Origin of the sequence: Desertibaculum subflavum (assembly GCA_003576705.1) — a bacterium.
Classification (GTDB): Bacteria; Pseudomonadota; Alphaproteobacteria; order Ferrovibrionales; family Ferrovibrionaceae; genus Desertibaculum; species Desertibaculum subflavum.
This window is the reverse complement of sequence record QOZS01000067.1, coordinates 1-25,207: the sequence shown is the minus strand read 5'-3', so window position 1 is coordinate 25,207 and position 25,207 is coordinate 1. Positions and strand designations below refer to the sequence as shown.

27 protein-coding genes and 1 pseudogene are annotated in these 25,207 nt (G+C 68.8%); 13 read left to right on the top strand and 15 right to left on the bottom strand.

Annotation, left to right across the window (positions count from 1 at the left end; genetic code table 11):
• Positions 1–889: hypothetical protein (locus DT074_RS24515; RefSeq protein WP_162915180.1), on the top strand; the 889-nt coding region annotated here is incomplete at its 5' end.
• Between the two features lie 80 nt (positions 890–969).
• Complete coding sequence (locus DT074_RS24510; protein WP_119422497.1) at positions 970–2,586, top strand: GMC family oxidoreductase; 1,617 nt, start codon at positions 970–972, stop codon at positions 2,584–2,586.
• Between the two features lie 11 nt (positions 2,587–2,597).
• Here the strand turns inward: DT074_RS24510 and DT074_RS24505 are convergent, their stop codons facing one another.
• Positions 2,598–2,990 carry a VOC family protein gene (locus tag DT074_RS24505; RefSeq protein WP_162915179.1) on the bottom strand — a complete coding sequence of 131 codons (393 nt, stop codon included), beginning with the start codon at positions 2,988–2,990 and terminating at the stop codon, positions 2,598–2,600.
• A 154-nt stretch (positions 2,991–3,144) separates the two neighbouring features.
• On the opposite strand from DT074_RS24505, the gene DT074_RS24500 reads away from it, so the two are divergent.
• From DT074_RS24500 to DT074_RS24490, 3 genes are read left to right on the top strand one after another with little or no spacing between them, the layout of a single operon-like run.
• Positions 3,145–3,753, top strand: coding sequence for a histidine phosphatase family protein (locus DT074_RS24500; RefSeq protein WP_119422495.1), 609 nt, complete (start codon positions 3,145–3,147; stop codon positions 3,751–3,753).
• Positions 3,754–3,808: 55 nt separating this feature from the next.
• Complete coding sequence (locus DT074_RS24495; RefSeq protein WP_162915178.1) at positions 3,809–4,210, top strand: hypothetical protein; 402 nt, start codon at positions 3,809–3,811, stop codon at positions 4,208–4,210.
• A gap of 54 nt (positions 4,211–4,264) precedes the next feature.
• Positions 4,265–4,945 carry an HAD family hydrolase gene (locus DT074_RS24490; RefSeq protein ID WP_119422493.1) on the top strand — a complete coding sequence of 227 codons (681 nt, stop codon included), beginning with the start codon at positions 4,265–4,267 and terminating at the stop codon, positions 4,943–4,945.
• Here the strand turns inward: DT074_RS24490 and DT074_RS24485 are convergent.
• Both DT074_RS24485 and DT074_RS24480 read right to left on the bottom strand, forming a co-directional pair.
• Positions 4,942–5,244 (bottom strand): HigA family addiction module antitoxin, encoded by a 303-nt coding sequence (locus tag DT074_RS24485; protein ID WP_119422492.1) that lies wholly within the window; start codon positions 5,242–5,244, stop codon positions 4,942–4,944. The two genes, DT074_RS24490 and DT074_RS24485, sit on opposite strands and share 4 nt — an antisense overlap.
• 13 nt (positions 5,245–5,257) lie before the next feature.
• Entirely contained in the window at positions 5,258–5,503 is a 246-nt protein-coding gene (locus DT074_RS24480) for a type II toxin-antitoxin system RelE/ParE family toxin (RefSeq protein ID WP_119422491.1), read from the bottom strand.
• A 595-nt stretch (positions 5,504–6,098) separates the two neighbouring features.
• Between DT074_RS24480 and rpmI the strand changes: the two genes are divergently transcribed.
• The 4 genes from rpmI to pheT all read left to right on the top strand — a co-directional run bounded on the left by rpmI (position 6,099) and on the right by pheT (position 10,293).
• On the top strand, positions 6,099–6,299 hold the full coding sequence (gene rpmI, locus DT074_RS24475) for a 50S ribosomal protein L35 (protein ID WP_119422490.1): 201 nt from the start codon (positions 6,099–6,101) through the stop codon (positions 6,297–6,299).
• Positions 6,300–6,313: 14 nt separating this feature from the next.
• Positions 6,314–6,694, top strand: a complete 381-nt coding sequence (rplT, locus tag DT074_RS24470; RefSeq protein ID WP_119422489.1) for a 50S ribosomal protein L20 — start codon at positions 6,314–6,316, stop codon at positions 6,692–6,694.
• 120 nt (positions 6,695–6,814) lie between these two features.
• Positions 6,815–7,891 (top strand): phenylalanine--tRNA ligase subunit alpha, encoded by a 1,077-nt coding sequence (gene pheS / locus DT074_RS24465; protein ID WP_119422488.1) that lies wholly within the window; start codon positions 6,815–6,817, stop codon positions 7,889–7,891.
• Positions 7,888–10,293: a phenylalanine--tRNA ligase subunit beta gene (pheT, locus tag DT074_RS24460; protein WP_119422487.1), complete on the top strand. Its 2,406-nt coding sequence runs from the start codon at positions 7,888–7,890 to the stop codon at positions 10,291–10,293. The genes pheS and pheT overlap by 4 nt, the downstream gene beginning before the upstream one ends.
• A gap of 6 nt (positions 10,294–10,299) precedes the next feature.
• Here pheT and DT074_RS28270 read toward each other — a convergent pair whose 3' ends face one another.
• The 6 genes from DT074_RS28270 to DT074_RS24435 form a co-directional block, all read right to left on the bottom strand.
• Complete coding sequence (locus DT074_RS28270; RefSeq protein WP_162915177.1) at positions 10,300–10,470, bottom strand: hypothetical protein; 171 nt, start codon at positions 10,468–10,470, stop codon at positions 10,300–10,302.
• Positions 10,467–11,765, bottom strand: a complete 1,299-nt coding sequence (locus tag DT074_RS24455) for a putative O-glycosylation ligase, exosortase A system-associated (RefSeq protein ID WP_119422486.1) — start codon at positions 11,763–11,765, stop codon at positions 10,467–10,469. Before DT074_RS24455 ends, DT074_RS28270 begins: the two co-directional genes overlap by 4 nt.
• Before the next feature lie 155 nt (positions 11,766–11,920).
• On the bottom strand, positions 11,921–12,868 hold the full coding sequence (locus DT074_RS24450; protein ID WP_119422485.1) for an alpha/beta fold hydrolase: 948 nt from the start codon (positions 12,866–12,868) through the stop codon (positions 11,921–11,923).
• 12 nt (positions 12,869–12,880) lie between these two features.
• Positions 12,881–13,318 (bottom strand): hypothetical protein, encoded by a 438-nt coding sequence (locus DT074_RS24445; protein WP_119422484.1) that lies wholly within the window; start codon positions 13,316–13,318, stop codon positions 12,881–12,883.
• 107 nt (positions 13,319–13,425) lie between these two features.
• Positions 13,426–14,511: a Zn-dependent alcohol dehydrogenase gene (locus DT074_RS24440; RefSeq protein ID WP_119422483.1), complete on the bottom strand. Its 1,086-nt coding sequence runs from the start codon at positions 14,509–14,511 to the stop codon at positions 13,426–13,428.
• Positions 14,512–14,543: 32 nt separating this feature from the next.
• On the bottom strand, positions 14,544–15,512 hold the full coding sequence (locus DT074_RS24435; RefSeq protein WP_119422482.1) for an alpha/beta fold hydrolase: 969 nt from the start codon (positions 15,510–15,512) through the stop codon (positions 14,544–14,546).
• A 52-nt stretch (positions 15,513–15,564) separates the two neighbouring features.
• Here DT074_RS24435 and DT074_RS24430 point away from each other — a divergent pair, with 52 nt between their 5' ends.
• On the top strand, positions 15,565–16,887 hold the full coding sequence (locus DT074_RS24430) for a DNA recombination protein RmuC (RefSeq protein ID WP_119422481.1): 1,323 nt from the start codon (positions 15,565–15,567) through the stop codon (positions 16,885–16,887).
• A 3-nt stretch (positions 16,888–16,890) separates the two neighbouring features.
• Here DT074_RS24430 and DT074_RS24425 read toward each other — a convergent pair whose 3' ends face one another.
• Genes DT074_RS24425 through DT074_RS24415 form a run of 3 tightly spaced genes read right to left on the bottom strand, consistent with a single transcriptional unit; the run spans position 16,891 to position 19,689 of the window.
• Positions 16,891–18,672: a tetratricopeptide repeat protein gene (locus DT074_RS24425; RefSeq protein ID WP_119422480.1), complete on the bottom strand. Its 1,782-nt coding sequence runs from the start codon at positions 18,670–18,672 to the stop codon at positions 16,891–16,893.
• The gene (locus DT074_RS24420) at positions 18,669–18,917 is read right to left on the bottom strand and encodes a hypothetical protein (protein ID WP_119422479.1); all 249 of its coding nucleotides are present in this window, start codon (positions 18,915–18,917) and stop codon (positions 18,669–18,671) included. Before DT074_RS24420 ends, DT074_RS24425 begins: the two co-directional genes overlap by 4 nt.
• Before the next feature lie 19 nt (positions 18,918–18,936).
• Complete coding sequence (locus DT074_RS24415) at positions 18,937–19,689, bottom strand: SIR2 family NAD-dependent protein deacylase (protein WP_368744885.1); 753 nt, start codon at positions 19,687–19,689, stop codon at positions 18,937–18,939.
• A gap of 268 nt (positions 19,690–19,957) precedes the next feature.
• Between DT074_RS24415 and DT074_RS24410 the strand changes: the two genes are divergently transcribed.
• On the top strand, positions 19,958–20,641 hold the full coding sequence (locus tag DT074_RS24410; RefSeq protein WP_368744886.1) for a class I SAM-dependent methyltransferase: 684 nt from the start codon (positions 19,958–19,960) through the stop codon (positions 20,639–20,641).
• 6 nt (positions 20,642–20,647) lie between these two features.
• Here DT074_RS24410 and DT074_RS24405 read toward each other — a convergent pair whose 3' ends face one another.
• From DT074_RS24405 to DT074_RS24395, 3 genes are all read right to left on the bottom strand, one after another.
• The gene (locus tag DT074_RS24405) at positions 20,648–22,207 is read right to left on the bottom strand and encodes a long-chain-fatty-acid--CoA ligase (protein ID WP_119422478.1); all 1,560 of its coding nucleotides are present in this window, start codon (positions 22,205–22,207) and stop codon (positions 20,648–20,650) included.
• A gap of 123 nt (positions 22,208–22,330) precedes the next feature.
• On the bottom strand, positions 22,331–22,960 hold the full coding sequence (locus DT074_RS24400) for a Vgb family protein (RefSeq protein WP_119422477.1): 630 nt from the start codon (positions 22,958–22,960) through the stop codon (positions 22,331–22,333).
• Positions 22,961–22,969: 9 nt separating this feature from the next.
• The gene (locus DT074_RS24395; protein WP_119422476.1) at positions 22,970–24,190 is read right to left on the bottom strand and encodes a helix-turn-helix domain-containing protein; all 1,221 of its coding nucleotides are present in this window, start codon (positions 24,188–24,190) and stop codon (positions 22,970–22,972) included.
• A 96-nt stretch (positions 24,191–24,286) separates the two neighbouring features.
• Here DT074_RS24395 and DT074_RS24390 point away from each other — a divergent pair, with 96 nt between their 5' ends.
• A complete protein-coding gene (locus tag DT074_RS24390; protein ID WP_119422475.1) occupies positions 24,287–24,736 on the top strand; it encodes an SRPBCC family protein in 450 nt (149 codons plus the stop codon).
• 66 nt (positions 24,737–24,802) lie between these two features.
• Positions 24,803–25,207 (top strand): annotated as a pseudogene (locus tag DT074_RS24385) (adenylate/guanylate cyclase domain-containing protein); the annotation flags it as partial.

Sequence of the window (25,207 nt, the reverse complement as noted above, 5' to 3'; positions counted from 1 at the left end):
CCCCGACCGCAACGCCGACCGCCGGGACGATTCGCCCCGCACGCGCGAGCTCGGCGCCGGCCGCCCGGTCACCAGCGATCCCGACCGCCTGCCCTCGGCCCCCGGACCGCGCCGCGAAGCGCGCGCGCCACAGGATCGTGGCGGACCGGATCGTGGCGGGCCCGAACGCGGCGAAGCGCAGCGGACCCAGCCCTCGCCGGCCGCGCCTCCTCCGGTCGGACGCACGACGCCCCGGCAGGACGGACCCGATCGCGACCGCGGTGACCGCCAGCGCGCGGCGCCACAGCTCATCGCGCCTTCCGCCGGCACGCCGCCGCGCCCGCCTTCACCCCGCGAGGCCGATACGCGCGAAACCCGCCCGAGCGAAACGGCGCGGCCGGGACCGGACCGTCGCAATTCCGATCGCGGCGAGCAAGGCCGCGAGCGTCCGCCGCCGCGCCTGCAGGCGATGCCCGCGCCCCGCGAGGAGACCAACGTCCGCTCCCGCATGCCGACCGTGCACGGCCCCGGCCATGACCAGGGGCGCATGCCGGACCGAAACGTGACGCGGGACGACCGGCCGCTGCGCACCGCCCCCGTGGCCCGCATCGAGCCGCCCAGCACGCAGCAGCGCCGTTTCGAGGCGCGGCCCGCCGACCAGACCCGCGTCGAGCAACCGCGGGTCGAGCGTCCGCGCGTGGACAGCCCGCGCATGGAAAGTCCGCGCGTCGAGCGGCCGAGGGCGGAGCCGCAGCGCATGGAGCGGCGCGCCGAACAGCCTCGGTCGGACGTGCAGCGCGCGGCGCCGCAGCGGCCCGAACCACCGCAGCGGGCCGAGCCGCCGCAACGGGCGGAACGCCGCGAGCAATCGCGGCGCACCTGCGCGCCCGGCGCCGATTGCTCGCGCTAGATCCTGCTGCCCACAGCCTCTGACTTTCGGGGCCGAGCCTCTATGCTCGGGCCCGGGGAAACGCCGCCAGAGGCAGCATCATGTCGGAGTTCGATTACGTCATCGTCGGCGCCGGTTCCGCCGGCTGCACGCTCGCCGCGCGGCTGAGCGAGGATCCTGCCGTCACCGTGCTGTTGCTGGAGGCCGGCGGGCGCGACAGCAATATGTGGATCCACATCCCGGTCGGCTATGTGAAGACGCTCGACATGCCGGGCCTCAACTGGCGCTTCCAGACCGAGCCCGACCCCTACACCTATGACCGGCCGATCCCGATCCCGCGCGGCCGCGTGCTCGGCGGGTCGAGCTCGATCAACGGCATGGTCTATGTGCGCGGCCAGGCGCGCGACTACGACGGCTGGGCCCAACTCGGCAATCGCGGCTGGTCGTGGGACGACGTGCTGCCCTATTTCCGCAAGTCGGAGAACTGGGAAGGCGCGCCGGCCGATTGGCGCGGTTCGGGCGGGCCGCTCAACACCCGCGACCAGTACGAGAAGGCGGAGATCCTCGACGCCGTGATCGCCGCCGCGGCGGAGCGCGGCTGGCCGGCCAATCCCGACTACAACAGCGGCAACCAGGAAGGCTTCGGCTATTTTCAGGTGACGCAGAAGGACGGCCGCCGCTGGTCGGCCAAGCGCGCCTATCTGGAGCCCGCGATGCAGCGGCCCAATCTGAAGGTCGAGATCGAAGCGCATACGACCGGAATCACCTTCGAGGGCCGGCGCGCCACCGGCATCACCTATCTGCAGGGCGGGCAGCCGCGCACGGCCAAGGCGCGGCGCGAAGTGATCCTCGCCGCCGGCGCTGTGCAGTCGCCGCAATTGCTCGAACTCTCCGGCATCGGCCGGCCCGAGGTGCTGCAGGCGCAGGGCATCGCGGTGCGTCACGCGCTCAATGGCGTCGGCGAGAACTATCAGGATCACTACATCGTCCGCATGGTCTGGCGCGCCAAGAACACGATCACGCTGAACGAACAGACCCGCGGCCTGAGCATGGTCAAGGAGGTGGCGAAATACGCGCTGACGCGGCGCGGCATCCTCACCACCACGGCCGGCGTCGTCTGCGGCTATGTGCGGACGCGGCCGGAGCTGGAGACGCCCGACGTGCAGTACACGATCGCGCATGCGAGCTTCAAAGACCCGGTGAAGCGCATCTTCGACCGCGAGCCCGGCCTGACCATCGGCCCGTGCCAGCTCAGGCCCGACAGCCGCGGGTCTATCCACATCAAGTCGCCGGACCCGCTGAGCGCCCCGGCGATCCGGCCCAACTTCCTCGCCGTCGAGAGCGACCGCCGGTCGCTGATCGGCGGCATGAAGATCGCGCGCGAGATCACCGCGGCACCGGCGCTCGCTCGCTTCATCGCCAGCGAGGTGGAGCCGGGCAACGCCGCCCGCAGCGACGACGAGATCCTCGACTATGCGCGGCGCAAGGGTGTCACCGTCTACCACCCGGTCGGCACCGCGAAGATGGGTCAGGACAGCATGGCCGTGGTCGACGACCGACTCCGCGTGCACGGCATCGACGGCCTGCGTGTGGTCGACGCCTCGATCATGCCGATCCTCATTTCCGGCAACACCAACGCACCGGTCATGATGATCGCCGAGAAGGCCGCCGACATGATCAAGCAGGACGCCAAGGCCGGCGCGGCGCGGGCGGCTTAGAACCAAGTGCGTCAGAACTCCGCATAGATCTCGATGACGTTGTCCTCCGGGTCGCGGAAGAACAGCGTGCGATGGCGGAATTTCGGCACATCGGTCGGCCCGCGGAGAATCGGCACGCCCTGCGCGACCAGCTCGGCATGACAGGTGTCGACGGCTGGCGGCGGCACGCGAAAGGCGAGCTGCACCGCCGCCGATCCAGGTACCGAGTTGCCGTCGTGCCAGGCGGCCCACTGCCCGCGCGGCCTGAGGGTGAGCAGGGTGGCGCCGACCCGGAAGCTGACCCAGTTCTCCTGGTCGGTCTCGATCGGGAAATGCATGATGTCGCGGTAGAAGGCCTTGGTTTCCGCCAGCTTGTTGCAGAGCAACACGGCGTAATCGAAATTATGGATGTCGCTCAGGCTCACTGCGGCCCCCTCGTTTTTCCTACCCGCCTCGATTGTACAACCCGTGACGCCTGCTACAGAAATGTAACTGATGGCGTCCGAAGGTCACGTGCACGCTTGGGAAAGGGTCCCCATGCTGCTATGCAGCATAAGCGACCCTCCGAAAGGCGGCGGCATGAAGGTCTGGTTCATCACCCATCCGGAAGTGGCGATCGACCCGGCCGTGCCGGTGCCGGAATGGCCGCTTTCGGACAAGGGCCGGCGGCGCGCCACGGCGATGCTGCAGCAGCCCTGGGTGCCGGAGATCCAGTTCCTCGCCTGCAGCCATGAGCGCAAGGCGATCGACACCGCCGAGATCCTGGCGACGCATGCCGACCTGCCGCTCGCCATGTTCGAAGGGCTGGAGGAGAACGACCGCTCCGCCACCGGCTATCTGCCCCCGGCCGAGTTCCAGGCGATAGCGGACCGTTTCTTCGCACATCCCGACGAGAGCATCCGCGGCTGGGAGACCGCCCGCGCGGCGCAGGCCCGCATCGTCGCGGCGGTCGACCGCGTGGTCGCGGCGGCGGCGCCGCTCGGCGGCGATGTCGCCATCGTCGCGCATGGCGGGGTCGGCGCGCTGCTGCTCTGCCACCTGAAGGATTGCGCGATCAGCCGCCGCGAGGACCAGCCGGGCGCGGGCGGCGGCAACTACTTCGTGTTCGACATGCCGGATGGCCGCCTGCGCCAGGGCTGGCGCGCGATCGACGCGATCGAGGCGCCGATCCTGGCCGCCGCCGGCTGAACCCCTCGCCAAACCGAATCGGCGCATAATCCTCCGGCTCGGATGGGGGATGGGCATGTGGCGATGGGGAGGGCTGCCGCTCGCGGCGGCCCTGGCTTGCATGGCGGCCGCCGCGCTCGCGCTGCCGCTCGAGATCCAGACATTTCCGAGCGGGCGCTATGTCAGCGGCGGCGTCGGCAGCGACGAGCAGGCGCAGATGGAGCGTCTGCGCGATGAGTTCAACCTGCGCATCCTCACCGCGCGCCGGAAGTCGGGCGAGTTTCTCGCCGATGCCAGGGTCACCATCATGCAGCGCGGCCGTACCGTGCTGGAGACGGTGATGACGGGGCCGCTGATGCTGGTCGAGCTGCCGCCGGGGTCCTATGCCGTGCGCGTCGAAGTGGAAGGCAAGCCGATCGACCAGACGGTGGTGATCGAGCCCCGCGACGGGCGCGAGCTTTATCTCTATTGGGACTAAGCTGTCGCGTTGCCCCCAATTTCTCCGAGTGTCCTCCAATTCCCTGTACAGGCGATGCGCGCGCGCTTTCCGACCGCCCTGCTGTTCGACCTCGACGGCACCCTGCTCGACACCGATGCGCTGCATTTCGACGCCTGGAACTGCGTGCTCGCCGGCCACAGCCGCGCCATCCCGCTCGAATTCTACCGCCGCCACATCATGGGCGCGGCCAACGAGGCGATCATGGCGGCACTGTTTCCAGAGCTCGGCACCGACGCGGCGATGCGCGAGATCGAAGCCAAGGAAGCGGCTTTCCGGGTGAGCCTCGGGCAAGTCGCGCCGATGCCCGGCCTGGCGCGCTTGCTCGACTGGGCCGAGGCGCGCGACCTGCCGACCGCCGTCGTCACCAACGCGCCGCGCGCCAATGCCGAGCTGATGCTGGCGGCGCTGGGCTTATGCGACCGATTCGACACGCTGGTGATCGGCGACGAGCTCGCGCACGGCAAGCCGCACCCGCTGCCCTACTTGACCGGCCTGGAGAAGCTCGGCGCCGCGCCCGACACCGCGCTCGCCTTCGAGGATTCGGTCAACGGCATCCGCGCCGCCGCCGGCGCCGAGATCGTCACCTTCGGCATGCTCGGCGCCTTCGACGAGGCGACGCTGCGCGAGCATGGCGCCGCGCATGTGATCCACGATTTCGAGGATGCGCGGTTGTGGGCGGTTTTGCAGGAACCACCCGCCGGGCGTTCTCGCTAAGCGGCCCTGCCGACAGGCTTCGCGCGATTGATGCGCGCGCGCCGTTCCGGCGTATTCAGCGCCGCCCAGAGATCGCTGCGGCGCTGGAGGTTTAGCCAGAAGTCCGGCGTGTTGCCGAAAGCCCGCGCGAGCATCAGCGCCGTGTCCGCCGTAACCGCGCGGCGATCGTTGCACAATTCGTTGACATGCTTGCGCGGCACACCCATCGCATCGGCTAGCGCGCCTTGGGTCAAGCCGAGCGGAACCAGGAATTCCTCGGCGAGGATCTCGCCCACGGTCGCCGGCTTCCGCTTGGTCATCAACTTGGGTTCCTCATCGATAGCTGTGGTCGTCCAAATAGACCTCGAACGCGTGTCCCTCGCCGCCGTCCCAGCGAAAAGCCAGACGCCACCTTTCATTGACCCGGATCGAGTGCCAGCCGGCAAGCCGACCGCTCAGCTTCTCGAAGTGATTGCTGGGCGGTATCCGCAAATCCTGGTCGCATGTGGCATCATCCAACATCTGAGGGCGGCGAAACAATCGGTCGGCGATGTTAGCCGGCACGCGCTTTCCCCGCATGTGAGGCTCTCAGCCCTTCGCGCAGCCGAAACCTTCCATGTGCTTCCGCCGGTCGAAAGGTCGGGGATGCCGGAGTGGACGAAGCCGGCATATTCCCCAGGACGGGTTGCGGCGTCGCAATTTTATTGCGCTTAACTCCACTTTCTGCTATTATTCGGGCGCTCTTTGAATGTGTGAATAAGTGTGTGCGGTGCAGCCGCATCGGTGACAGTGCTGCGGTCGCATCCTGTTGCCTGAAGCGGCGCTCGCCTCGCCGCTGCGCAGGGACCAGCATCGCGCCAACTGCGCCCGGGGCGCACTTGCGGGCACACAGATCCAGCAAAATCAACAGCTTAGATCCCGCGGGCGTCCCCAGAACTGGCCAGAAAGGGCCAAAACTGGCAGGAAACTGGTTCAAATAGGCAATCTCTGGGCTCTTTCAGGCAGAGAACTGGTCGTCACAGGCGCAAACTGGCTTCCATCGGCAGCGCGTCACAGAGCCCGCAGAACCGTTGCGCGCCCCGCACCTCGCCGCTATAAGCGCGCACTCTCGTCGGGCGGGCTGGCGGGGCATGCCATGTCCGCCCCGAAGCGCACTCCAGCGTAAGGATGCCAAATGCCCAAGATGAAGACCAAGAGCGGCGCCAAGAAGCGCTTCTCGCTCACCGCGTCTGGAAAGGTGCGGGCAGGCCAGGCCGGCAAGCGGCACGGCATGATCAAGCGGACCAACAAGCACATCCGGAACCAGCGCGGGACCACCATCCTGGAGCCGGGTGACAGCAATCTGATCCGCAAGTTCTTCCTGCCGAACGGCTGACGGAGGCCTGACCCATGTCCCGCGTGAAGAGGGGCGTCACCGCCCATGCCCGCCACAAGAAAGTCCTGAAGCTCGCCAAAGGCTATCGCGGCCGTGGCCACAAGGCGTTCCGCGTCGCCATCGAGAAGGTCGAGAAGGGGCTGCAATACGCCTATCGCGACCGCCGGGCGAAGAAGCGGAATTTCCGCGCGCTGTGGATCCAGCGCATCAACGCCGCGGCGCGCGATCACGGTCTGACCTATTCCCGATTTATGAGCGGCCTCCGGCTCGCCGGGGTGGAGATCGACCGCAAGGTGCTGGCCGATCTCGCCGTCAAGGAGCCCGAGGCCCTGAAGTCCCTCGCGGCTCAGGCGCAGGCTGCCCTCGAGAAGGCTCAGCCGGCGAAGGCCGCGTAAGCCGGCCCTGCGGCGAACGTCTATCAGCTGAGTGACTAGGGGCCGGCCGCAAAGCCGGCCCCATTTCGTATGCAGGCCCCGTTTCGTATGCAGGCCCCCGTTACGTAAACAGGATTGACGATGCAGGACGTGACGAAGCTGGAAACCGAGCTGCTGGCCCGCATCGAGGCGGCGGCGACGCTCGATGCGCTGGAGGCGGAGCGCGTCGGCGCGCTCGGCCGCAAGGGCCGCATCACCGAGCTCATGAAGGGGCTCGGCGGCATGGAGGCGGAGGCGCGCAAGAGCTTCGCCGCCGAGCTGAACCGCACCAAGGACCGCGTCGCCGACGCGCTGGCGACCCGCAAGGAAGCGCTGGCCGCCAAGGCGCTCGACGCGCGGCTCGCGGGCGAGCGGATCGACATCACCCTGCCGCCGGCGCCGGAGCCGCAGGGCCGCATCCACCCGGTCAGCCAGGTGATCGACGAGATCACCGAGATCTTCGCCGCCATGGGCTTCACCATCGCCGAAGGCCCGGACATCGAGGACGACTTCCACAATTTCACCGCCCTCAACATCCCGCCGGATCATCCGGCGCGGCAGATGCACGACACCTTCTATCTGCCGGAGAAGCCGGACGGCTCGCGCCTGCTGCTGCGCACGCATACCTCGCCGGTGCAGATCCGCAGCATGCAGGCGGGACCGCCGCCGCACCGCATCGTGGTGCCCGGCCGCACCTACCGCATCGACAGCGACGCGACCCACACGCCGATGTTCCACCAGATCGAAGGCCTGGTGATCGACCGCGACATCCATATGGGCCACCTGAAAGGCACCTTGGCCGAGTTCTGCCGCGCCTTCTTCGAGGTGGAGCGGGTCAACATGCGCTTCCGCCCCTCCTACTTCCCGTTCACCGAGCCCTCGGCCGAAGTCGATATCGGCTGCGACCGCTCCGGCGGGCAGATCCGGATCGGCGAGGGCTCCGACTGGCTGGAGATCCTCGGCTGCGGCATGGTGCATCCCAAGGTGCTGGAGGCCGTCGGCATCGACCCGAACGAGTGGCAGGGCTTCGCCTGGGGCATGGGGATCGACCGCATCGCCATGCTGAAATACGGCATTCCCGACTTGCGCGCCTTCTTCGACAGCGACCTGCGCTGGCTCCGGCATTACGGCTTCCAGGCGCTCGACCTGCCCCGCCTCGGCGAGGGGCTCAGCCGATGAAATTCACGCTTCGCTGGCTCAAGGAGCATCTCGACACCACGGCCGATACCGCGGCGGTATGCGAGGCATTGACCGGCCTCGGCCTCGAGGTCGAAGGCATCAACGATCCGGCCAGGGACCTCGCCGAGTTCGTGGTCGGCTACGTGGTGAGCGCCGAGCAGCATCCGAACGCCGATCGCTTGCGCGTCTGCAAGGTCGATATCGGCAAGGGCGATCCGATTCAGGTGGTCTGCGGCGCGCCCAATGCGCGCACCGGCATGAAGGGCGTGTTCGCCCGCTCCGGGCTCCGCATCCCCGGTACCGGGCTCGACCTCAAGGCATCGAGCATCCGCGGTCAGGCCTCCAACGGCATGCTCTGCTCGGCCCGCGAGATGGGCATCTCGGACGAGCACGAAGGCATCATCGAGCTGGCGGCCGATGCGCCGGTCGGCAAACCCTTCGCGCCCTTCATGGGCCTCGACGATCCGGCGATCGAGATCAAGCTGACGCCGAACCGGCCCGACTGCCTCGGCGTGCGCGGCATCGCCCGCGACCTTGCCGCCAAGGGCCTGGGCAAGCTGAAGCCGCTCGACACGTCAGCGGTGCCCGGCAAGTTCGACAGCCCGATCAAGGTGCGGCTCGACTTCGCGGGCGGCGACAACACGCCCTGCCCGCTCTTCGTCGGCCGGTATGTGCGCGGCGTGACGAACGGGCCGAGCCCGGAATGGCTGCAGAAGCGGCTGCGCGCCATCGGCCTCAGGCCCATCTCGGCGCTGGTCGACATCACCAACCTGATCACCTACGACCTGAACCGGCCGCTGCACGTCTTCGACGCCGACAAGGTGAAGGGCGATATCCGCCCGCGCCTCGCCAAGCCGGGCGAAGAGCTGCTGGCGCTCGACGGCAAGACCTACAAGCTCGACGGCGAGGTCTGCGTCATCGCCGACGACAACGGGCCGGAAGGCCTCGGCGGCGTGATGGGCGGCGAGCATTCCGGCGTGACGCCGGAGACGAAGAACGTGTTCATCGAAGCGGCGCTGTTCGACCCCGTGCGCACCGCCGCGACCGGCCGCAAGCTCGGCATCAATTCCGATGCGCGCTATCGCTTCGAGCGCGGCGTCGATCCGGAATTCGTCGTGCCGGGCATGGAGGTCGCCACCCGCCTGGTGATCGAGCTCTGCAGCGGCGAGCCGAGCCACAACGTGATCGCCGGCGCCGCGCCCGAATGGCGGCGCAATTATCGCCTGCGCGGCAGCCGCGTGCGCGATCTGGGCGGCCTCGACGTGCCGCTGGCGGAGCAGCAGGCGATCCTCGGCCGGCTCGGCTTCGAAACCAGGCCGGCGTCGGACGGCCTCGATGTCGTGCCGCCCGCCTGGCGCCCCGACGTGCATGGCGAGGCCGATCTGGTCGAGGAAGTGACCCGGGTCGTCAGCTACGACGCGGTCCCGGCCGTGCCGCTGCCGCGCCGGCCGGTGATCGCGACGCCGGCCGTCAATCTGGCGCAGCGCCGCGTGCGCATCGCGCGGCGCGCGCTCGCCGCACGCGGTCTGGTCGAGGCCGTCACCTATTCCTTCATCGCCCGCGCCCATGCCGAGGCCTTTGGCGGCGGCAGGCCCGAGCTGATGCTGGCCAATCCGATCGCCGCCGATCTCGACGCCATGCGGCCGTCGATCCTGCCCGGCCTGATCGCCGCGGCGGGCCGCAACGTGGCGAGAGGCATTGCCGATGTGGCGCTGTTCGAGGTCGGCCCGCAATACGGCGACGACACGCCTGCGGGTCAGCGCATTGTCGCGAGCGGTATCCGCCGCGGCCAGACGGGTGCGCGTCACTGGCAGCAGAAGCCGGGCGACGTCGACGCCTTCCTGGCCAAGGCCGATGCCGCCGCCGCATTGGCGCAGCTCGGCATCGCGGTCGATACGCTGCAGAGCGCGGCCGAGGCGCCGGCTTGGTATCACCCCGGCCGCTCAGGCGCGTTGAAGATGGGGCCGAAGACGGTGCTGGCCTGGTTCGGCGAGCTGCATCCGGCGGTGCTGGAGAAGCTCGACGTGCGCGGTCCCCTGGTCGGCTTCGAGGTCTTCCTCGACGCGCTGCCGGCGCCGAAGCAGAAGGCGGGCCGCACCCGGCCGCCGCTCGCCGCTTCCGACTTCCCCGCTGTCGAGCGCGATTTCGCCTTCGTGGTCGACCGCGCCGTTGCGGCCGGCGAGATCGTGCGGGCGGTGCGCGCCGCCGACCGGGCGCTGATCGCCGACGCCTCGGTCTTCGATCTCTACGAGGGGCCGGGCGTGGCCGAAGGCAAAAAATCGGTCGCCGTCGCCGTCCGGCTGGAGCCGAAGGACCGCACGCTCACCGATGCCGAGATCGAAGCGACCGCGGCCAAAGTGGTGGCGAGCGTCGCCAAACAGACGGGTGCGAGCTTGCGCTGACGGGCGTCAGCGGCGCAACGGATCGCGCGAATCCCGGGTCGGCACCGGCTTCGGGCGCGGCGTGGCAAGCATGCCCTTGTGGGCGCCATCCGGATCCGAACGGTCGTTGATCACCATCCAGTAGCCGACATAGCCGATGCCGAGGCAGACGAACAGAAAGGCGATGCCGGTGATCATCGGGCTCCTCCGCTGGTTGCCGGGATGCGGGCCGGGCCAGCCATGAAACCGGCCGGTCGCGGCGCCAGCCTCAGAACCTGGGCATGCGTCGCAACGGCAAGGATGCCGAGGTACCACCAGCCGTCGTAGTAGGCGAGCGACAGGAACGTGCCGCCGACCACGTAGGCGACCAGCGATGCCTGCAGCATGGCGCCCAGATCGCGAGCCCAGGCGAGTTCCGGCACGTTCCGGGCCAGACGCATGACTCGCGAAGAATAGAACCACGTGCAGGCAATGAGACCGAGATGCAGCAGGAAGCCCGCCGCGCCGTTCTCGACCAGCATCTCGACATGGCTGTTGTGCACGGCGCGAGCCGTCGCGCCGGGGGAGTACTTGTCGACGACGGCCTGGGAATGGGTGACGCGGAAGCCGCCGCCGAACAGCGGATTGCCGGCGGTGATCTTCAAGGCGGCGCCCCAGATTTCGATGCGCGACATCGCGGAGCCGTCTTCCTGGTACGAGCCGATGGTCTGCATGCGGTCGAACCACCGCTCCGGCGCCGCCGCGAACACGCCGGCAACGCCCAGGGCGAACAGGACGGTGAACAGCATTTTCTGCCGGCTGCGCCACCACAGGACGATGCCCATCGCCGTCAGGCCGAGCAGTCCGCCGCGCGAATAGGTGAAGATCGCCGACATCGCGGTCAGCAGCATGGCGGCGAGAAGCCCGAGGCGAACAGCCGCGTGGGCCGAGTGAACCCGCAGGTAGTTCATCAGCGGCACGACCATGATCATGGCCAGCGCCAGATGGTTGTTGTCGGTGATGTAGGAGTGCTCCGGGCCGTAGACCCGGTTTTCGCCGCCGCTCATCAGCGTGAACACGCCGCCCTTCACGCCATAGAAGCCAAGCGACAGGCACAGGATCCATACCAGGGCATGAATCCGGGTCTTGCTCGTGGCCATGCTGGCCACCAGCACCGACATGATGAGCGTCTTCACCACGAGATCCCACTTGTCCCACGCAATTGACGGGACCAGCGCAAATGCCGTCGAGATGGTCACGACCGGGACCATCGCCATGAAGATCATCGTGACGCCGTTGAACGCGATGCGCTTGGGCTCCTTCGAGAGGAGCCAGCCGACGATCGTCGCCACGCCGACCAACATCGCCACCGGCAGCGACGCGGCGAAGCCCCACACCTCGCGATGCGGGTTCATGATCGAAACCCAGGTCCACAGGAGGGCGCCAAAGAACGGATGCCAAAGCGCCACCGGGATGTAGCTCAGCAACATTACCGTGAGCGCCAAGCTACGCATGGCGACCCCCGCGGGCCGAGATGTCGATGGTCGCGTGGCTCAGGTTCGACAGTGGGCGAACTCCAGGATCTGGTGCCTTCAGCATATTAAGCGACCGGGACCGACCACCAAGCTGCAGAATTATCGGGCAAGAGATTGAATCAAGCGGCGAAAGGTTAACGATTCTGATTGTCCGGCACCGCGGAGCGATCCGCGGCGAGCTGCAATTCCATCCACCTGAGGATATCGGCCGTCACCTCGTCACGATTGGTTTCATTCAGCAGCTCATGCCGGGCGCCGGGATAGAGGCGGCTCGCGACGGAAGCCACGCCAACGCGCCGATAGCCCGCAACCAGCGGTTCCAGCCCCCTTCCCCCATCCGAGAGCGGGTCGGCATCGCCCGCAGTCAAGAGGATCGGCAGGCCCTTCGGCACGCCCCGCCGATGTCGGTCGCTGCAGATACGGGCCAGCGCGTCCAGCAGATCGATCCAGAATTGCGTCGTGACGTCGAAGCCGCATAGCGGATCGGCAATATAGGCGTCGACCTCGGCCGGGTCGCGCGTAAGCCAGTCGAATTCGGTGCGGGGATTGGGAAATCTCTGGTTGAAGGCGCCGAAGACCTGTTGCGTCATCAACCGACTATGCCCCCTGGCCCCAAGGCGCAGGCGCTCGATACGGGCGACCAGCCGGCCAACCGGCCGCGGCGCGGTGCCGTTCGATCCGCACAACACCACCCCGGCGAGCGTCGCGCCCTGTCCGGCGATGAAGTCCTGGGCGACGAAGGAGCCCATCGAATGCGCGAACAGCAGAACCGGAATGCCGGGCCACGCCGCACGGGCCGCCGATTGCACTGCGCCGAGATCGGCCACGACCTTGGCCCAGCCGTCGCGCTCGGCGAAGAATCCGAAATCGGCGGGCGTCGCCGCCGTCTCGCCATGGCCGCGATGGTCATGCGCGATCACGGCGAAGCCGGCCCCGCACAGGGCTTCGGCGAAGCGCCGGTAGCGACCGGAATGCTCCGCCATGCCGTGGGAGATCTGCACGATCGCCCGCGGTGCCGCCGGCGCCGCACGGCGGATGCGGAGGCGGGTGCCGTCCGCGACGGTCAGGAAATCCGCCTGCATCGCTGCCGGCCTCTAGTAATCGCCCCGGCCGCCGCCATAGGGGTAGCAGCGCTCGCGCTCTAGGCTCAGACCATAGTGCCGCCCCAAGGCCTCGATCGCCTCGCGATGATCGGGATAGGGGTCGCGGTTGCCCGGGCCGACGATGATGATGCGAAAGCCCGACTCCTCCTTGCCCTCCGGCGGCAGCATCGCCGTCGCCAGGCCGTTGCCCTGGCCATCCCGCAAGGTCAGGAACAGCGGCATGGCGCGACGGATGTGCTTCTTGAGGCCGATCTCCTGCTCGATATAGACGGGCGAGGTCGGCACATAGCTCTGCCGTGCGCGGCTCTCCTCGCGCAGGAAGTGCTTATCCACCGCATGATCCATCAGCGCCGATTCCGCCGCCGCCTCGGCGGCGGTGGCGATGCGAAACCAGGTGCGCCCTTTCGAAGCATCGCAAACGTAATCCATGCTTCACGCCCCGCAGACTCGGGCCGCCGCAAAGGCAACCGCCCGAGGCCTGAGAACTAGCAGAAGCGCGGCCGCCTCGCACCCCGTTCCATCACACTCTGCCCAAATCAGAAGGCGATCACGTTGCGCGCCACGGCACCGGTCTTGAGCTGGGCGAAGGCGTCGTTGATCTGGCCGAGCGAAAGCCGGCCCGAAATCAGCCGGTCGAGCTTGAGGTCGCCGCGCAGGTAGAAATCGACCAGGCGCGGCATGTCGACGCGGAACCGGTTCGAACCCATGGCCGAGCCCTGGATCTTCTTCTCGCCCAGGAATTCGGGCCCGTGCAGCTCGATCTTGGTGCCGACCGGGATCATGCCGATGATGGTCGCGGTGCCGCCGCGCGCCAGCATCTTGAAGCAGTCCTCGGCCGTCTTCTTCAGGCCGACGCATTCGAAGGAATACTGCACCCCGCCGCCGGTCATCTCCTTCACCTGCGCCACCGGGTCGCCGGCCGAGGCATCCACCACGTCGGTGGCGCCGAACTCCTTCGCCAGGTTGAGCTTCGAGCCGACCATGTCGATCGCGATGATACGCCCGGCGCCGGCGATCGCAGCACCGTTCACCGCCGCCAGCCCGATGCCGCCGAGACCGACCACGGCGACGGTATCGCCTGGCCGCACCTTGGCGGTGTGGAACACGGCGCCGACCCCGGTCATCACCCCGCAGCCGATCAGCGCCGCGCGGTCGAGCGGCATGTCGGGGCGCACCTTCACCAGCGAATGCTCGTGCACCAGCATGTGATCGGCATAGGACGACAGGTTGATGAACTGCATAAGCGGCCCGCCCTTCAGGCTCAGACGTTGCGCCGCCTTGGGGTCGCGCTTGGTCGTCGGGCTCTGGCAGAGCGACATGCGGCCGGTGAGGCAGTATTCGCACTCGCCGCAGAAGGTGGAGAGGCAGGTGATGACGTGGTCGCCCTTCTTCACATAGGTCACGTCCTCGCCGACCTCCTCCACCACGCCGGCCGATTCATGGCCCAGCACGCAGGGACAGGGATGCGGATAGAGCCCCTCGATGAAGTGCAGGTCGCTGTGGCAGACGCCGGCAAAGGCGGTGCGGATCAGCACTTCGCGCCGGCCCGGCTTGTCGATCTCGATCTCCTCGATCACGAGGGGCTCGTGCGCCTTGTACATGACCGCGGCCTTGGCCTTCATTGTCTCCTCCCATGAAATTCCTGCGGCAAACCCTAGCGCAGGTCGCAGCCCTTCAGGAAGCCGATCAGCGCCTCGTTCACTTCCGCCGGGCGCTCCTGTTGGATCCAGTGGCCGGCGCCTTCGATCAGGAGCTTGCCGCGCAAGCCGGGCAGGCTCTGCTCCAGCTTCTCCAGCGCGGCCTTGCCGGCCGGCCCGCGGATCACGCCGTCGCGCGTGCCGGCGATGAAGAAGGATGGCTGGCGGATCGACGCGCCGGCCCAGGGCGCCAGCAACTGCCAGGACCGGTGCACTGCGCGGTACCAGTTGAGGCCGCCGCGGAAGCCCGCCCGGGAAAATTCGCCGGCATAGAAGTCGAGATCGGCCTCGGTCAGCCACTCGGGCAGCACGTCCGGCTCGATCGTGGTGTCGAGCAATCCGCCGCCCTCCGGTACCGTGGCGTTCCATTGGAAGCTTTCGGGCGGGCTGCCGGAGGCGGAATAGAGAACGCGCCGCAGGGTCGCCTTGGGATCGCGCTCGAACTCCGCCTCGGCGACACCGGGCTGCTGGAAATACATGATGTAGAAGCGGTGCAGCCCCTGCTTCTTGAGCATGTCGGTCAGGCTGATGGCGCCCCGCGGACTGTACGGCACCGACAGGCCGGCCACGGCACGGAACATGTCGGGCCGCATCAGCGCGGTGTTCCAGGCCGCCGGCGCGCCCCAGTCGTGACCGACGATCGCCGCCGTCTCGGCGCCCAGCGCTTTGACCAGACCGACCAGGTCGCCGGCATGGTGCAGCATTGTGTAGTCGTCGATAGAGGCCGGCGCGGTCGTCTTGCCGTAGCCGCGCATGTCCGGCGCCACGGCGCGGAAGCCGGCTGCCGCCAGCGCGGTCAGCTGGTGGCGCCAGGAATACCAGCTCTCGGGCCAGCCGTGGCAGAGCAGGACCAACGGCCCCTCGCCCTCCTCCACCACGTGCATCGAGATGCCGTTGACGTCCAGCTGATGATGCTTGCGGGCCATGCGCGTCTCCTCCGGGGGCGAGCCTAGCCCGCGGCTCTGCTAAGGTGAAATCATGTCGTTCGATGCGCTGTCGATTCTCGCCGGTCTCGTCCTCGGCCTGCTCGCGGGCGCGGGTCTCGCCTGGGCCGTCGCGGCCCGCCGGGCGGCTCATCTGCGCGCCGAAGGGGAAAGCGCGCGCATTGCCGCGGCCGGGGCAGAGGCACGGCTCGCCGCCGAATCCCGCGCGCACGAAGAACGCCTGCGCGGGCTTGAGAGCGTGCACGCGGAGATCGAGCGCAAGCTGACGGCCATCGCCGATGCCGCCCTGCGCCAGAACAGCGCGAGCTTCCTGGACTCGGCCAAGCAGCTGTTCGAGGCGCAGAAGACCGCGCTGGCGAGCGAGGCCGAGACGCGCCGCGCCGGTCTCGATGCGCTGCTCAAGCCGGTGACCGAAACGCTGACCCAGTATCAGGAGCGGCTCGCCGAGGTGGAGAAGGCGCGGGCCGAGGCCTATGGCGGCCTGACCGGCCAGATCACCCAGATGGCGCTGGCACAGGATGCGGTCCGGAGCGAGGCGCAGAAGCTGACCAATGCGCTGCGGGCAGCGCCGAAGACGCGCGGCCGCTGGGGCGAGCACCAGCTGCGCAACGTGATGGAACTGGCCGGCATGGCCGAGCATGTCGACTTCGCGACGGAAACGAGCTTCCAGCGCGACGACGAGCGGCTCCGGCCCGACGCGATCATCAACCTGCCGGGCGGCCAGCGGATCGTGATCGATGCCAAAGCGTCGATGTCGGCCTATCTCGACGCCGTCGAGACGACCGACGAGGCGCTGCGCGAGCAGCTGTTGCGCAAGCACGCCCAGGAATTGCGGGGCCAAGCGGACCGGCTGGGCTCCAAGGAGTACTGGGCGCAACAAGGCATGACCACCGACTTCGTCGCCATGTTCGTGCCCGGCGACAACTTCTTCGCCGCGGCGATGGAGCGGGATCCCGACCTGTTCGCCAACGCGATCGCCCGGCGCGTCATCATCGTGACGCCGACCACATTGGTGGCGCTTGCCAAGACGGTGGCGCTCGGCTGGCGCCAGCAGGCGGTCGAGCGCAACGCGCTGGCAGTGTCGGAACTGGGCCAGGAACTCTATCGCCGCCTACAGACCATGGGCGACCACGTGTCGGCCCTCGGCCGCGCACTGCAGGACACGGTGCAGAAGTACAACGCCTTCGTCGGCAGCCTGGAGACCAACGTCCTGCCGCAGGCGCGCCGGTTCAAGGAGTTGCAGGTCGAGACCGGCGGCAAACAGATCACCGAGGCGAAACCGATCGAGCTTGCCGTCCGCGAGCCGCGCGCCGATCGCGACCTCCAGATCAGCAAGCCGAAGGTGGGCGCCTTCTGAGCGCTATCGGCGCTGCTCGTAGAGCGTGGCGGCGCGCTTGCGGTCCTCCTCGCTCATCTCGCGTTCGAGCAGGATGAGGTTGCGCTGCGCCTCGCGCAGGCCCCGGTCGGCGGCGAGCCGCCACCAGGCATGCGCTTCGGCGGCATCGCGCGCGATGCCCTGGCCCAGGCGGTAGAGGTCGGCCAGGTTGAACATCGCCTGCGCATGTCCGGCCTCCGCCGCGCGGGCGTACCAGCGCACGGCCTCGCGCGCATCCTGCGGCACGCCGAAGCCGCGATCGTACAGCGCGCCGAGCGCGAAGGCGGCGTTGGCCGTGCCCTGCCTGGCAGCGTCGCGATAGGCCTCGGCCGCGCCTGGCGGATCGGCCGCCGTCCCCAAACCCTTTTCGAGATGGAAGCCCAGCATCAGCTGGGCGGAAGCGAACCCCTGCGCCGCCGCCTTGCGCAGCCACGCCACCGCGGCTGAGTTGTCGGCGGCCCCGAAACGCCCGGCCGAGAGCCAGAGCGCCAGCCGGTACTGCGCCCGGTCGAGCCCGCTCTCGGCCGCCTCGACGACCAGGCGATGGCCGCGCTCGGAATCCGGCTCGCCTGCCGCTCCGTCGACCAATGCCAGGCCGAGCGTCAGCTTGGCGTTGGGCACGTCGCGCGCCACCGCCTTCTCCAGCCACTCCACGGCGGCATGCGGGTCACGCGGACCGGCGCTGCCTTCCAGCAGAACCATGCCGTAATTCGCCTGCGCATTGGCATCGCCTGCCTCCGCCGCTGCGCGGAACAGATCGAGCGCCCGCGCGCCATCGCGCTCACCGCCCCAGCCGTTGAGCAGCAGGGTGGCAAGATTGTTCTTGGCCGGCACGTAGTCCTGGGCGGCTGCCTTCTCGTACCAGGCACGCGCCTCGGCAAGGTCGGCGACGCCCCCGAGGCCGTGCGCCGCCATGACGCCGAGATTGTACTGCGCCGCTGCCAGGCCTCGCTCCGCCGCGACGCGATACAGCGCGCGCGCCTTCACCTCGTCGCGCGGCAGGCCCAGGCCGCGCTCGCGCAGGCTGCCGAGGTTCAAGAAGGCCTCGGCCGATCCGCGCGCCAGCGCCCGCTCGTACCAATAGGCAGCGGCGAACGGGTCCGCCGCGCCGCCTTCGCCGTGCTCCAGCATCGCGCCGTAATCGTTCTGTGCATCGGGCAGGCCGATCGACGCCGCCTTGGCCAGAAGCGCGCGTGCGCGCGCAAGGTCTTTCGGCACGACATCGCCGTCGCGCGCCAGAAGGCCAAGCCGATGGGTGCCGGCGGCAAGACCGCCTTCCGCCGCTTCTTCCAACAGCTTGACCGCACGCCGGGCATCCCGCGGCTTGCCGTCGGCCCCGCGCAACAGCAGGGCCGCCAGATTGCCCTTGGACATCAGGTCGCCGCCGGTCGCGCCCTTCTCGAACAGCTTCTGCGCCGCGGCCCGATCAGGCGTGCCGCCTTGCCCGACCAGGAACATGAAGCCGAGCATGCCTGCCGCCCCGGCATGGCCGCGCTCGACCGCCTGGCGATACCAGTCGCGCGCGGCGGCGAAATCGGCCGGCTCGCCGAAGCCGAGATGCTGCATCACGCCGATCCGGTATTGCGCCTCCGCATCGCCGGCGCGTGCCTTGGCCTCGAGCTCCTGACGATTGAGGCCCGATGGCGGCGGCGCGATCTCCGGCCCGATCGGCGCCGCCGGGTCGCGCGCAGCGAATGCTGGCTGCGCCGCCGCGACCAGCAGGCCGAGCAGCAGACCGAGTGGCAGGCCGGCGATCGAGCGCTTCACGCCTTGCCGTTCTTCAGCGCCGCCCGGCCGGCCTCGGTCAGCTTGCAGACCAGCCAATCCGGCTTCAGCGGATTGGCGAACCAGGGCTCCGCCCAGCCGTGATCGAGGCAGGTGCGCACCGTCTGCGGATTGACCTGCTGGCCGTCATCGTCGAACAGCGGCAGCTTGCCGCCGGGTTGTTCCAGTCCCCGCTCCAGATACCGCCGCTGCATCCGCGTCGGTCGAATCCCCGTCCCCGCGCTCATCCCCGGACTTCCGTTCCCTTCAATTGACCCCGACCGCATCCCCGAAGGTCGGCCCGATCTCGCGATTAAGCACGAGGTCGGCGAAATCGTCGAGTTCGGTCGGCTCGCGGTTGATGATCGCCAGCCGGGCGCCGTTGCGCTTCGCGGTGATCGGGAACCCGGCGGCGGGATAGACCACGAGGGAGGAGCCGAGCACGATGAAGAGGTCGCAGGCGAGCGTCTCGATCTGCGCCCGGCGCATCTCCTGCTCCGGCATCGCCTGGCCGAACGAAATGGTGGCCGTCTTGACGACGCCGCCGCAGCCTTCGCATACCGGCAGGCGGTCCTCGACAACGAAGCACTGCCGGACCGCATCGAGCTCCATCCGCTCGCCGCAATCGAGGCACTTGGCATAGGTCGTGTTGCCGTGCAGCTCGATCACCTTTTCCGCCGGGACACCGGAGGCCTGGTGCAGCCCGTCGATATTCTGGGTGATCACGCTCGACACCTTGCCGATGCGAACCAGCTTCTCGACCGCGCGATGGCCGCGATTCGGTTCGGCCTTGCGCATGGTCTCGTCGGTCGCGAACTTGCGCCGCCAGGCTTCGCGCCGCATTTCCTCCGAAGCGACGAAGTCTTGAAACATGATCGGCTGGTACTTGGTCCAGATGCCGCCGGGGCTGCGGAAATCGGGAATGCCGGATTCGGTCGAGATGCCGGCACCGGTGAACACCACCGCCCGCCCCGCCTCGGCGATCATGCGCCGCAATGCCTCGATCTGGTCCTGCGCCATGCCGGGAACTCCCCTGGATCGCCGTCGAGCCCTCCCAGCATCGTAGCGGCACTGCGGCGCCGGCCCAATCACCCCGCGGCGCAGATCGGCTCCCGTGACATTCGGGCGATCCGCTCCGCCAGTTTGGAACGGATCGATGTCACTGCGGATTTCCTTGACTTCACAGCGGCTTGCTTGGCAAACGGCATGCGGTTGCTGATCGGGAAGGCGCTGGCTACACTCGTCGCGCCCGTGAAGGCGAATCGGGCGGAGAACTGGATTGAAAAACGTGATCGGGGGAGCGCTCTCGAAGCTCGACAAGCAATCGGTCGTGACCGCCTACCGGCGTCAGGCACCTATCTACGACATCGTCTTCGGCGTCCTCCTGCATCCCGGCCGGATCGGCACCGTCAAGCTGATCAACCAGACCGCGCAGGGCCGCGTGCTGGAAGTTGGCGTCGGCACCGGCCTGTCGCTGCCGCGCTATCGCAAGGACCTGCGCATCGTCGGCATCGACATTTCCGACGACATGCTTCGCCTTGCCCGCCAGCGCACCCGCGAGAAGCGGCTCGGCAATGTCGAGGCGCTGCTCAATATGGACGCCGAGCAGCTGCAGTTTGATGACAATTCCTTCGACACCGTCGCGGCGATGTATGTCGCCTCCGTCGTGCCGCATCCCGACCGGCTGATGCGCGAGATGCAGCGGGTCTGCAAGCCGGGCGGCGACATCTTCATCGTCAACCACTTCGCCGAGGATGGCGGCCTGCGCGGCACCATCGAGCGGCGCATGGCGGCGCTGTCGCACAAGCTCGGCTGGCGGCCGGATTTCAAGCTCGCGCCGTTCATGGCGCACGGCACCTTGGAGATCCTGGCACGCTACCGCGAGCCCCCGCTCGGCCTGTTCACCATCCTGCACTGCCGCAACGAGAAGCCGGCGGCGGTGGCAGCCGAGCAGGAAGCCGCCGCCGACTGAGCCGGCTCAATTCACGTTGCGCGCCTTGCCCGCCCAATAGGGCTTGCGCAGCTCGGTCTTCAGGATCTTGCCGGCACCGGAGAGCGGGAACGGGTCGTCCTTGAACTCGACCGAGCGCGGGCACTTGTAGTTGGCGATCAACTGCTTGCAGTGCTCGATCACCGCCGCCTCGTCGAGCCGCTCGCCCGGCTTGAGCCTGACGATGGCGTGCACCCGTTCGCCCCACTTCTCGTCCGGCACGCCGATCACTGCGCATTCGACCACCGCGGGGTGGCGATAGACCGCGTTCTCTACCTCGGCCGAATAGACGTTCTCGCCGCCGGAGATGATCATGTCCTTGACCCGGTCGACGATGTAGACGAAGCCGTCCTCGTCCATGTAACCGCCGTCGCCGGTATGGATCCAGCCGTCGCGGATGGTGTTGGCCGTCACCTCCGGCTGCTTCCAGTAGCCCAGCATAACGTTGGCGGCGCGGGCGCAGACTTCACCCACCTCGCCGCGCGGCACTTCCTTGCCGGCCGCATCCAGGATGCGCACCTCGACGCCCGGCGCGGCGATGCCGCAGGATTTGAGCTTGGACGCCAGCGGCCCGCCGAGATCGTGCACTTCCGGCGGCGTCGCCGTCAGCAGCGGCGAGCATTCGGTCTGGCCATAGGCCTGGATGAAGCGCACCTTCGGCATCACCTCGACCGCCTTGCGGATCAGCGCTTCCGGCATCGGCGAGGCGCCATAGACGATGTGGCGCAGGCTGGAGACGTCGTAATCCTTCAGCTTCGGATGGTTCACCAGCATGTTGATCATGGTCGGCACGATCAGGATGTCGGTGATCTTCTCGCCATCGATCATCTTCAGCACTTCTTCCGGATCGAAGCGCGGGATGAAGCGATGGCTGCCGGCCATCATCGTCATGCCGAAGGTCTCGGTGCCGTCGGCGAGATGGAACATCGGCGCGGCATGCAGATAGACCGCATCGGGCCGCATGCGCAGCGCCAGGCTGGCATTGAGCGCGCAATAGACCAGGTTGCGATGGCTCAGCATCACGCCCTTCGAGCGGCCGGTGGTGCCGCCGGTGTAGAAGATGCCGGCCAGCTCGTCGAAGCCGCGGCCGGCATCCGCCGCCGGGGCGTTGCCTTCGACCAGGCTCTCGTAGGGAATCATGCCCGCGGGCACCGCGCCGTCGCCCATATAGACGAATTGCTTCACGCAGCCGATCTCGGGCCTGATCTTCTGCACCACCTCGAGGAAGGCATCGTCGACGAACAGCACCGAGCATTCCGGATCGGCCAGCCAGAACACGAATTCCGGCGGCGCCAGGCGGGTGTTGATCGGCACGAACACGCCCCCGGCCCAGGGCACGGCAAAGAAGAATTCGAGATAGCGGTCGCTGTTCAGCGCCAGGACGCCGACCCGGTCGCCGGCCTTGAGGCCCAGCTTGTGCAGGCCGGTCGCCAGCCGGGCGACCCGATCCTGGAATTGCGGATAGGTATGGGTGCGACCCTGGAAACGGGTCGCGATCTGCTTCGGGCTGGTCTGCGCCGCCCGCCTCACCAACTGCGTCAGGTACACAGGTCATTTCCTCCCACTCGGCCGGATGGCTCCGGAGCCTACAGTGGCGCCTCGGGCGGCGCCGCTGCAATGAGCTACCGTCGGAACGGCCGGGGGAGCAAGCGCTTCATGTCGGCGGAGGCCTCAGCGGGGCCGGCGGACGGCCCTGACCTTCCCGGTGGGGCCGCCGCCGCAATAAAAACGGTCGGCACCATCGGATTCCAGGCCGGAGACGTTCACGCCCGGCGGCATTGCAAGGGCCTGGAGCACCTTTCCGCTCTGCGGATCGACCTGGCGCAATTCGCTTTCCTCGCCCTCCCAGGTGCCGTGCCAGAGTTCGCCATCGACCCAGGTGACACCGGTCACGAAGCGGTTGGACTCGATGGTGCGGAGGACCGCGCCGGTCTCGGGATCGATCTGCACGATCTTGCGGTCGCGGTGTCGCCCCATCCAGAGCGTCCCCTCGGCCCAGGCGAGGCCCGAGCCGCCGCCGCCCGGCGCCGGGATGGTGCCGATCACTTGGCCGGTTTCCAGATCGACCTTCTGGATGCGGTCCGCGGCGAGCTGGAAGAGGTGGCGGCCATCGAAGGCCGTGCCGGCATGCGCCGGCACCTCGACCGAGCGCTCGACCTTCCCGCTCGCCGGATCGAGGGCATTGATCCGGTCGCTGGAGGCGAACCAGACGTGGCGGCCGTCGAAGCTGACGCCGGCCACGTCCTGCGCATCGGCAAAGGGACCATATTCGCGGAGGATTTCGGCTGGTGCTGTCTTCATGCCGCGATCCTAGTCGCCCGGCAGAGGGGCCGGGAGTAACAAGGTGGTCGCGAATCCCGGCACCGGCGGCGTGGTCCAGCGCCGCGCCCGGCCGCGGCCGAAGGATTGCACCTTGCCGGCCGAAGCCAGCTCGTCGAGCGCGCGCTGCACGCTGCGCTGGCTCGCGCCGAGTGCGAGCGCCAGCGCCGAGCTCGACCATGATTCACCGTCGGCGAGGAAGGCGAGCACCGCCGTCTGCGGCTCCTCGACCGGCCGCGCCAGCACGACGACCTCGCCGGCGTGGCGCGGCGTCAGCATGAAGCCGTGCGGCGTCGCGCTCACCGCGGCAAGCGGCCGGAGCATGGCGCGCAGCCGGCCGATCTCGACCCGGAGCCGGGCGCGGTGCGATTCATCGGCCGCCTTGCCGCGGAAGGCCCGCGCGATGAGCGCCTCGCGCGTCACGTCGCCGGGCCAGGCCTCGGCCAGCGCGCGCGCCAGCGCGAACAGCACCGGGCGGCGGGCCAGAGAAACCACCTTGGGCCCCTCGCGCGCCGCGTGGCGGCAGCCATCCACCACGAGCTTCGGCGATGCCAGCAGCGCTTCCACTTCGGCGAGACGGAGCGGCCGCTCGGCGCCGCCCTTGACCAGCCGCGCCGCCGGTGCGCGCAGCACGGCGGCGGCGCTCTCGACTTCGGCCGTCAGCGCCGGGATGCCGGCCTCCCGCGCGGCGCGGGTCGCCCGCGCCAGCGCATCGCCCGCCGCCGCCGACTTGAGACGCCGCATCGCGATGCCGGCGATGACCAGCTCATGCGCCGCCCGCAGCGCCGGCGGCAGCGACGCGGGGTCGAGCGGTTCGAGCCCGAGCTCCGCCTCGTCGAGGCGGCCGATCAGCAGCAGGCGGCGGATCGCGAGGAGCCGCGCATGCGCGGCATTCACCTGGTCGCCGTGACGCTCCAGCACCGCGCGCGCCGCATCGAGCGCCTTCGGCGCCCAGCCGAGCTCGCGCGCGGCGAAGGCGATCTCCGCCTCGGCGACGACGCAGCGCGCGCGGGCCACCGCCTCCTTCGGGCCGAAGGTCCGCGCGGCGTTGCGCAACAGCACCCGGGCCCGGTCGAGATCGCCGAGTTGGGCCATGGCGATGCCGCGCAGCGCGAGTGCCGGCGCGTCATCGCGCAGCGCCACCCGGTTCAGGGCACCGAAAGGATCACCCGCGGCGAGCGCGCGTGCCGCCGCCGTGATCAGCGAATCCATGCCATTCCCGCCACACTTGTCACTCTCGCCTGCCAGGCCCCGGTTCTAGTCTAACGCACGAGTAACGCCCCGCCTCCTTGGTGATGGAGAAGACCGATGCAACAGCCGCTCGTCGTCCGCCAGGAGATGCACGTCCCGGCGCCGCCCGCCGCGGTGTTCGCGCTGTTGACCGATCCGGACAAGATCCTGCGCTGGATGGGAACCGAGGCAGAGGTCGAACCCCAGGTCGGCGGCCTCTACCTCGTCAACGTCACCGGCGCGCGCTTCGCCCGGGGCGCCTTCCGCGAGGTGGTGCCGGTGCACCGGCTCGCCTACAGCTTCGGCTGGGACGGCAGCGACGCGGTGCCGCCGGGATCGAGCCTGGTCGAGATCGACCTGATCGAGCAGCCGAACGGGACCTTGCTGCGCTTCACCCATTCTGGCCTGCCCGATGCCGAGCAATGCGAGGGCCATGCCAAGGGATGGGCCCACTATCTCGGCCGGCTGAACGAAGTCGCTGCCGGGCGCGACCCCGGCCCCGATCCCATGTTCGGCCGCACCGGTTAGGCCTGGCGTCGGGATGCCAGCCCGGCTGCGCATGACAGGCCGGGGCCATGGCCGCATGATCGCGACATGGAGCTTCCCGCGCCGCTTGCCTGGCTGATCGATGAGGCCGGTGCCGCGCCCGGTCCCGACCGGCTGCTCGCCGAGCTTGGCCGCCGGTTGCTGGCCGACGGCCTGCCGCTGGCCGGCGGCGCGCTGACGCTCGCGGTGCCGCATCCGATCATTGCCCGCCGCACCTGGCTCTGGCGCGCGGAGACGGGGGCTGTAATCGAGGCGCTCGGCTTCGTTGGCGCCCCGCTAGCTCACGCCGGCCGCGACTGGCTGGCCGAGATCGGCCCGCTGCACGAAGATGTCCTCGGCTCGGCGCCGGACGGCCCGCGGCTCGGCTGGGCCGGCTCGCGGCCGCTCGCGACGAGCGAGATCGACCGCTTGCACCAGGCCGCGCGCTTCGCCGCGGCGCCGCTCGCGGCGCTG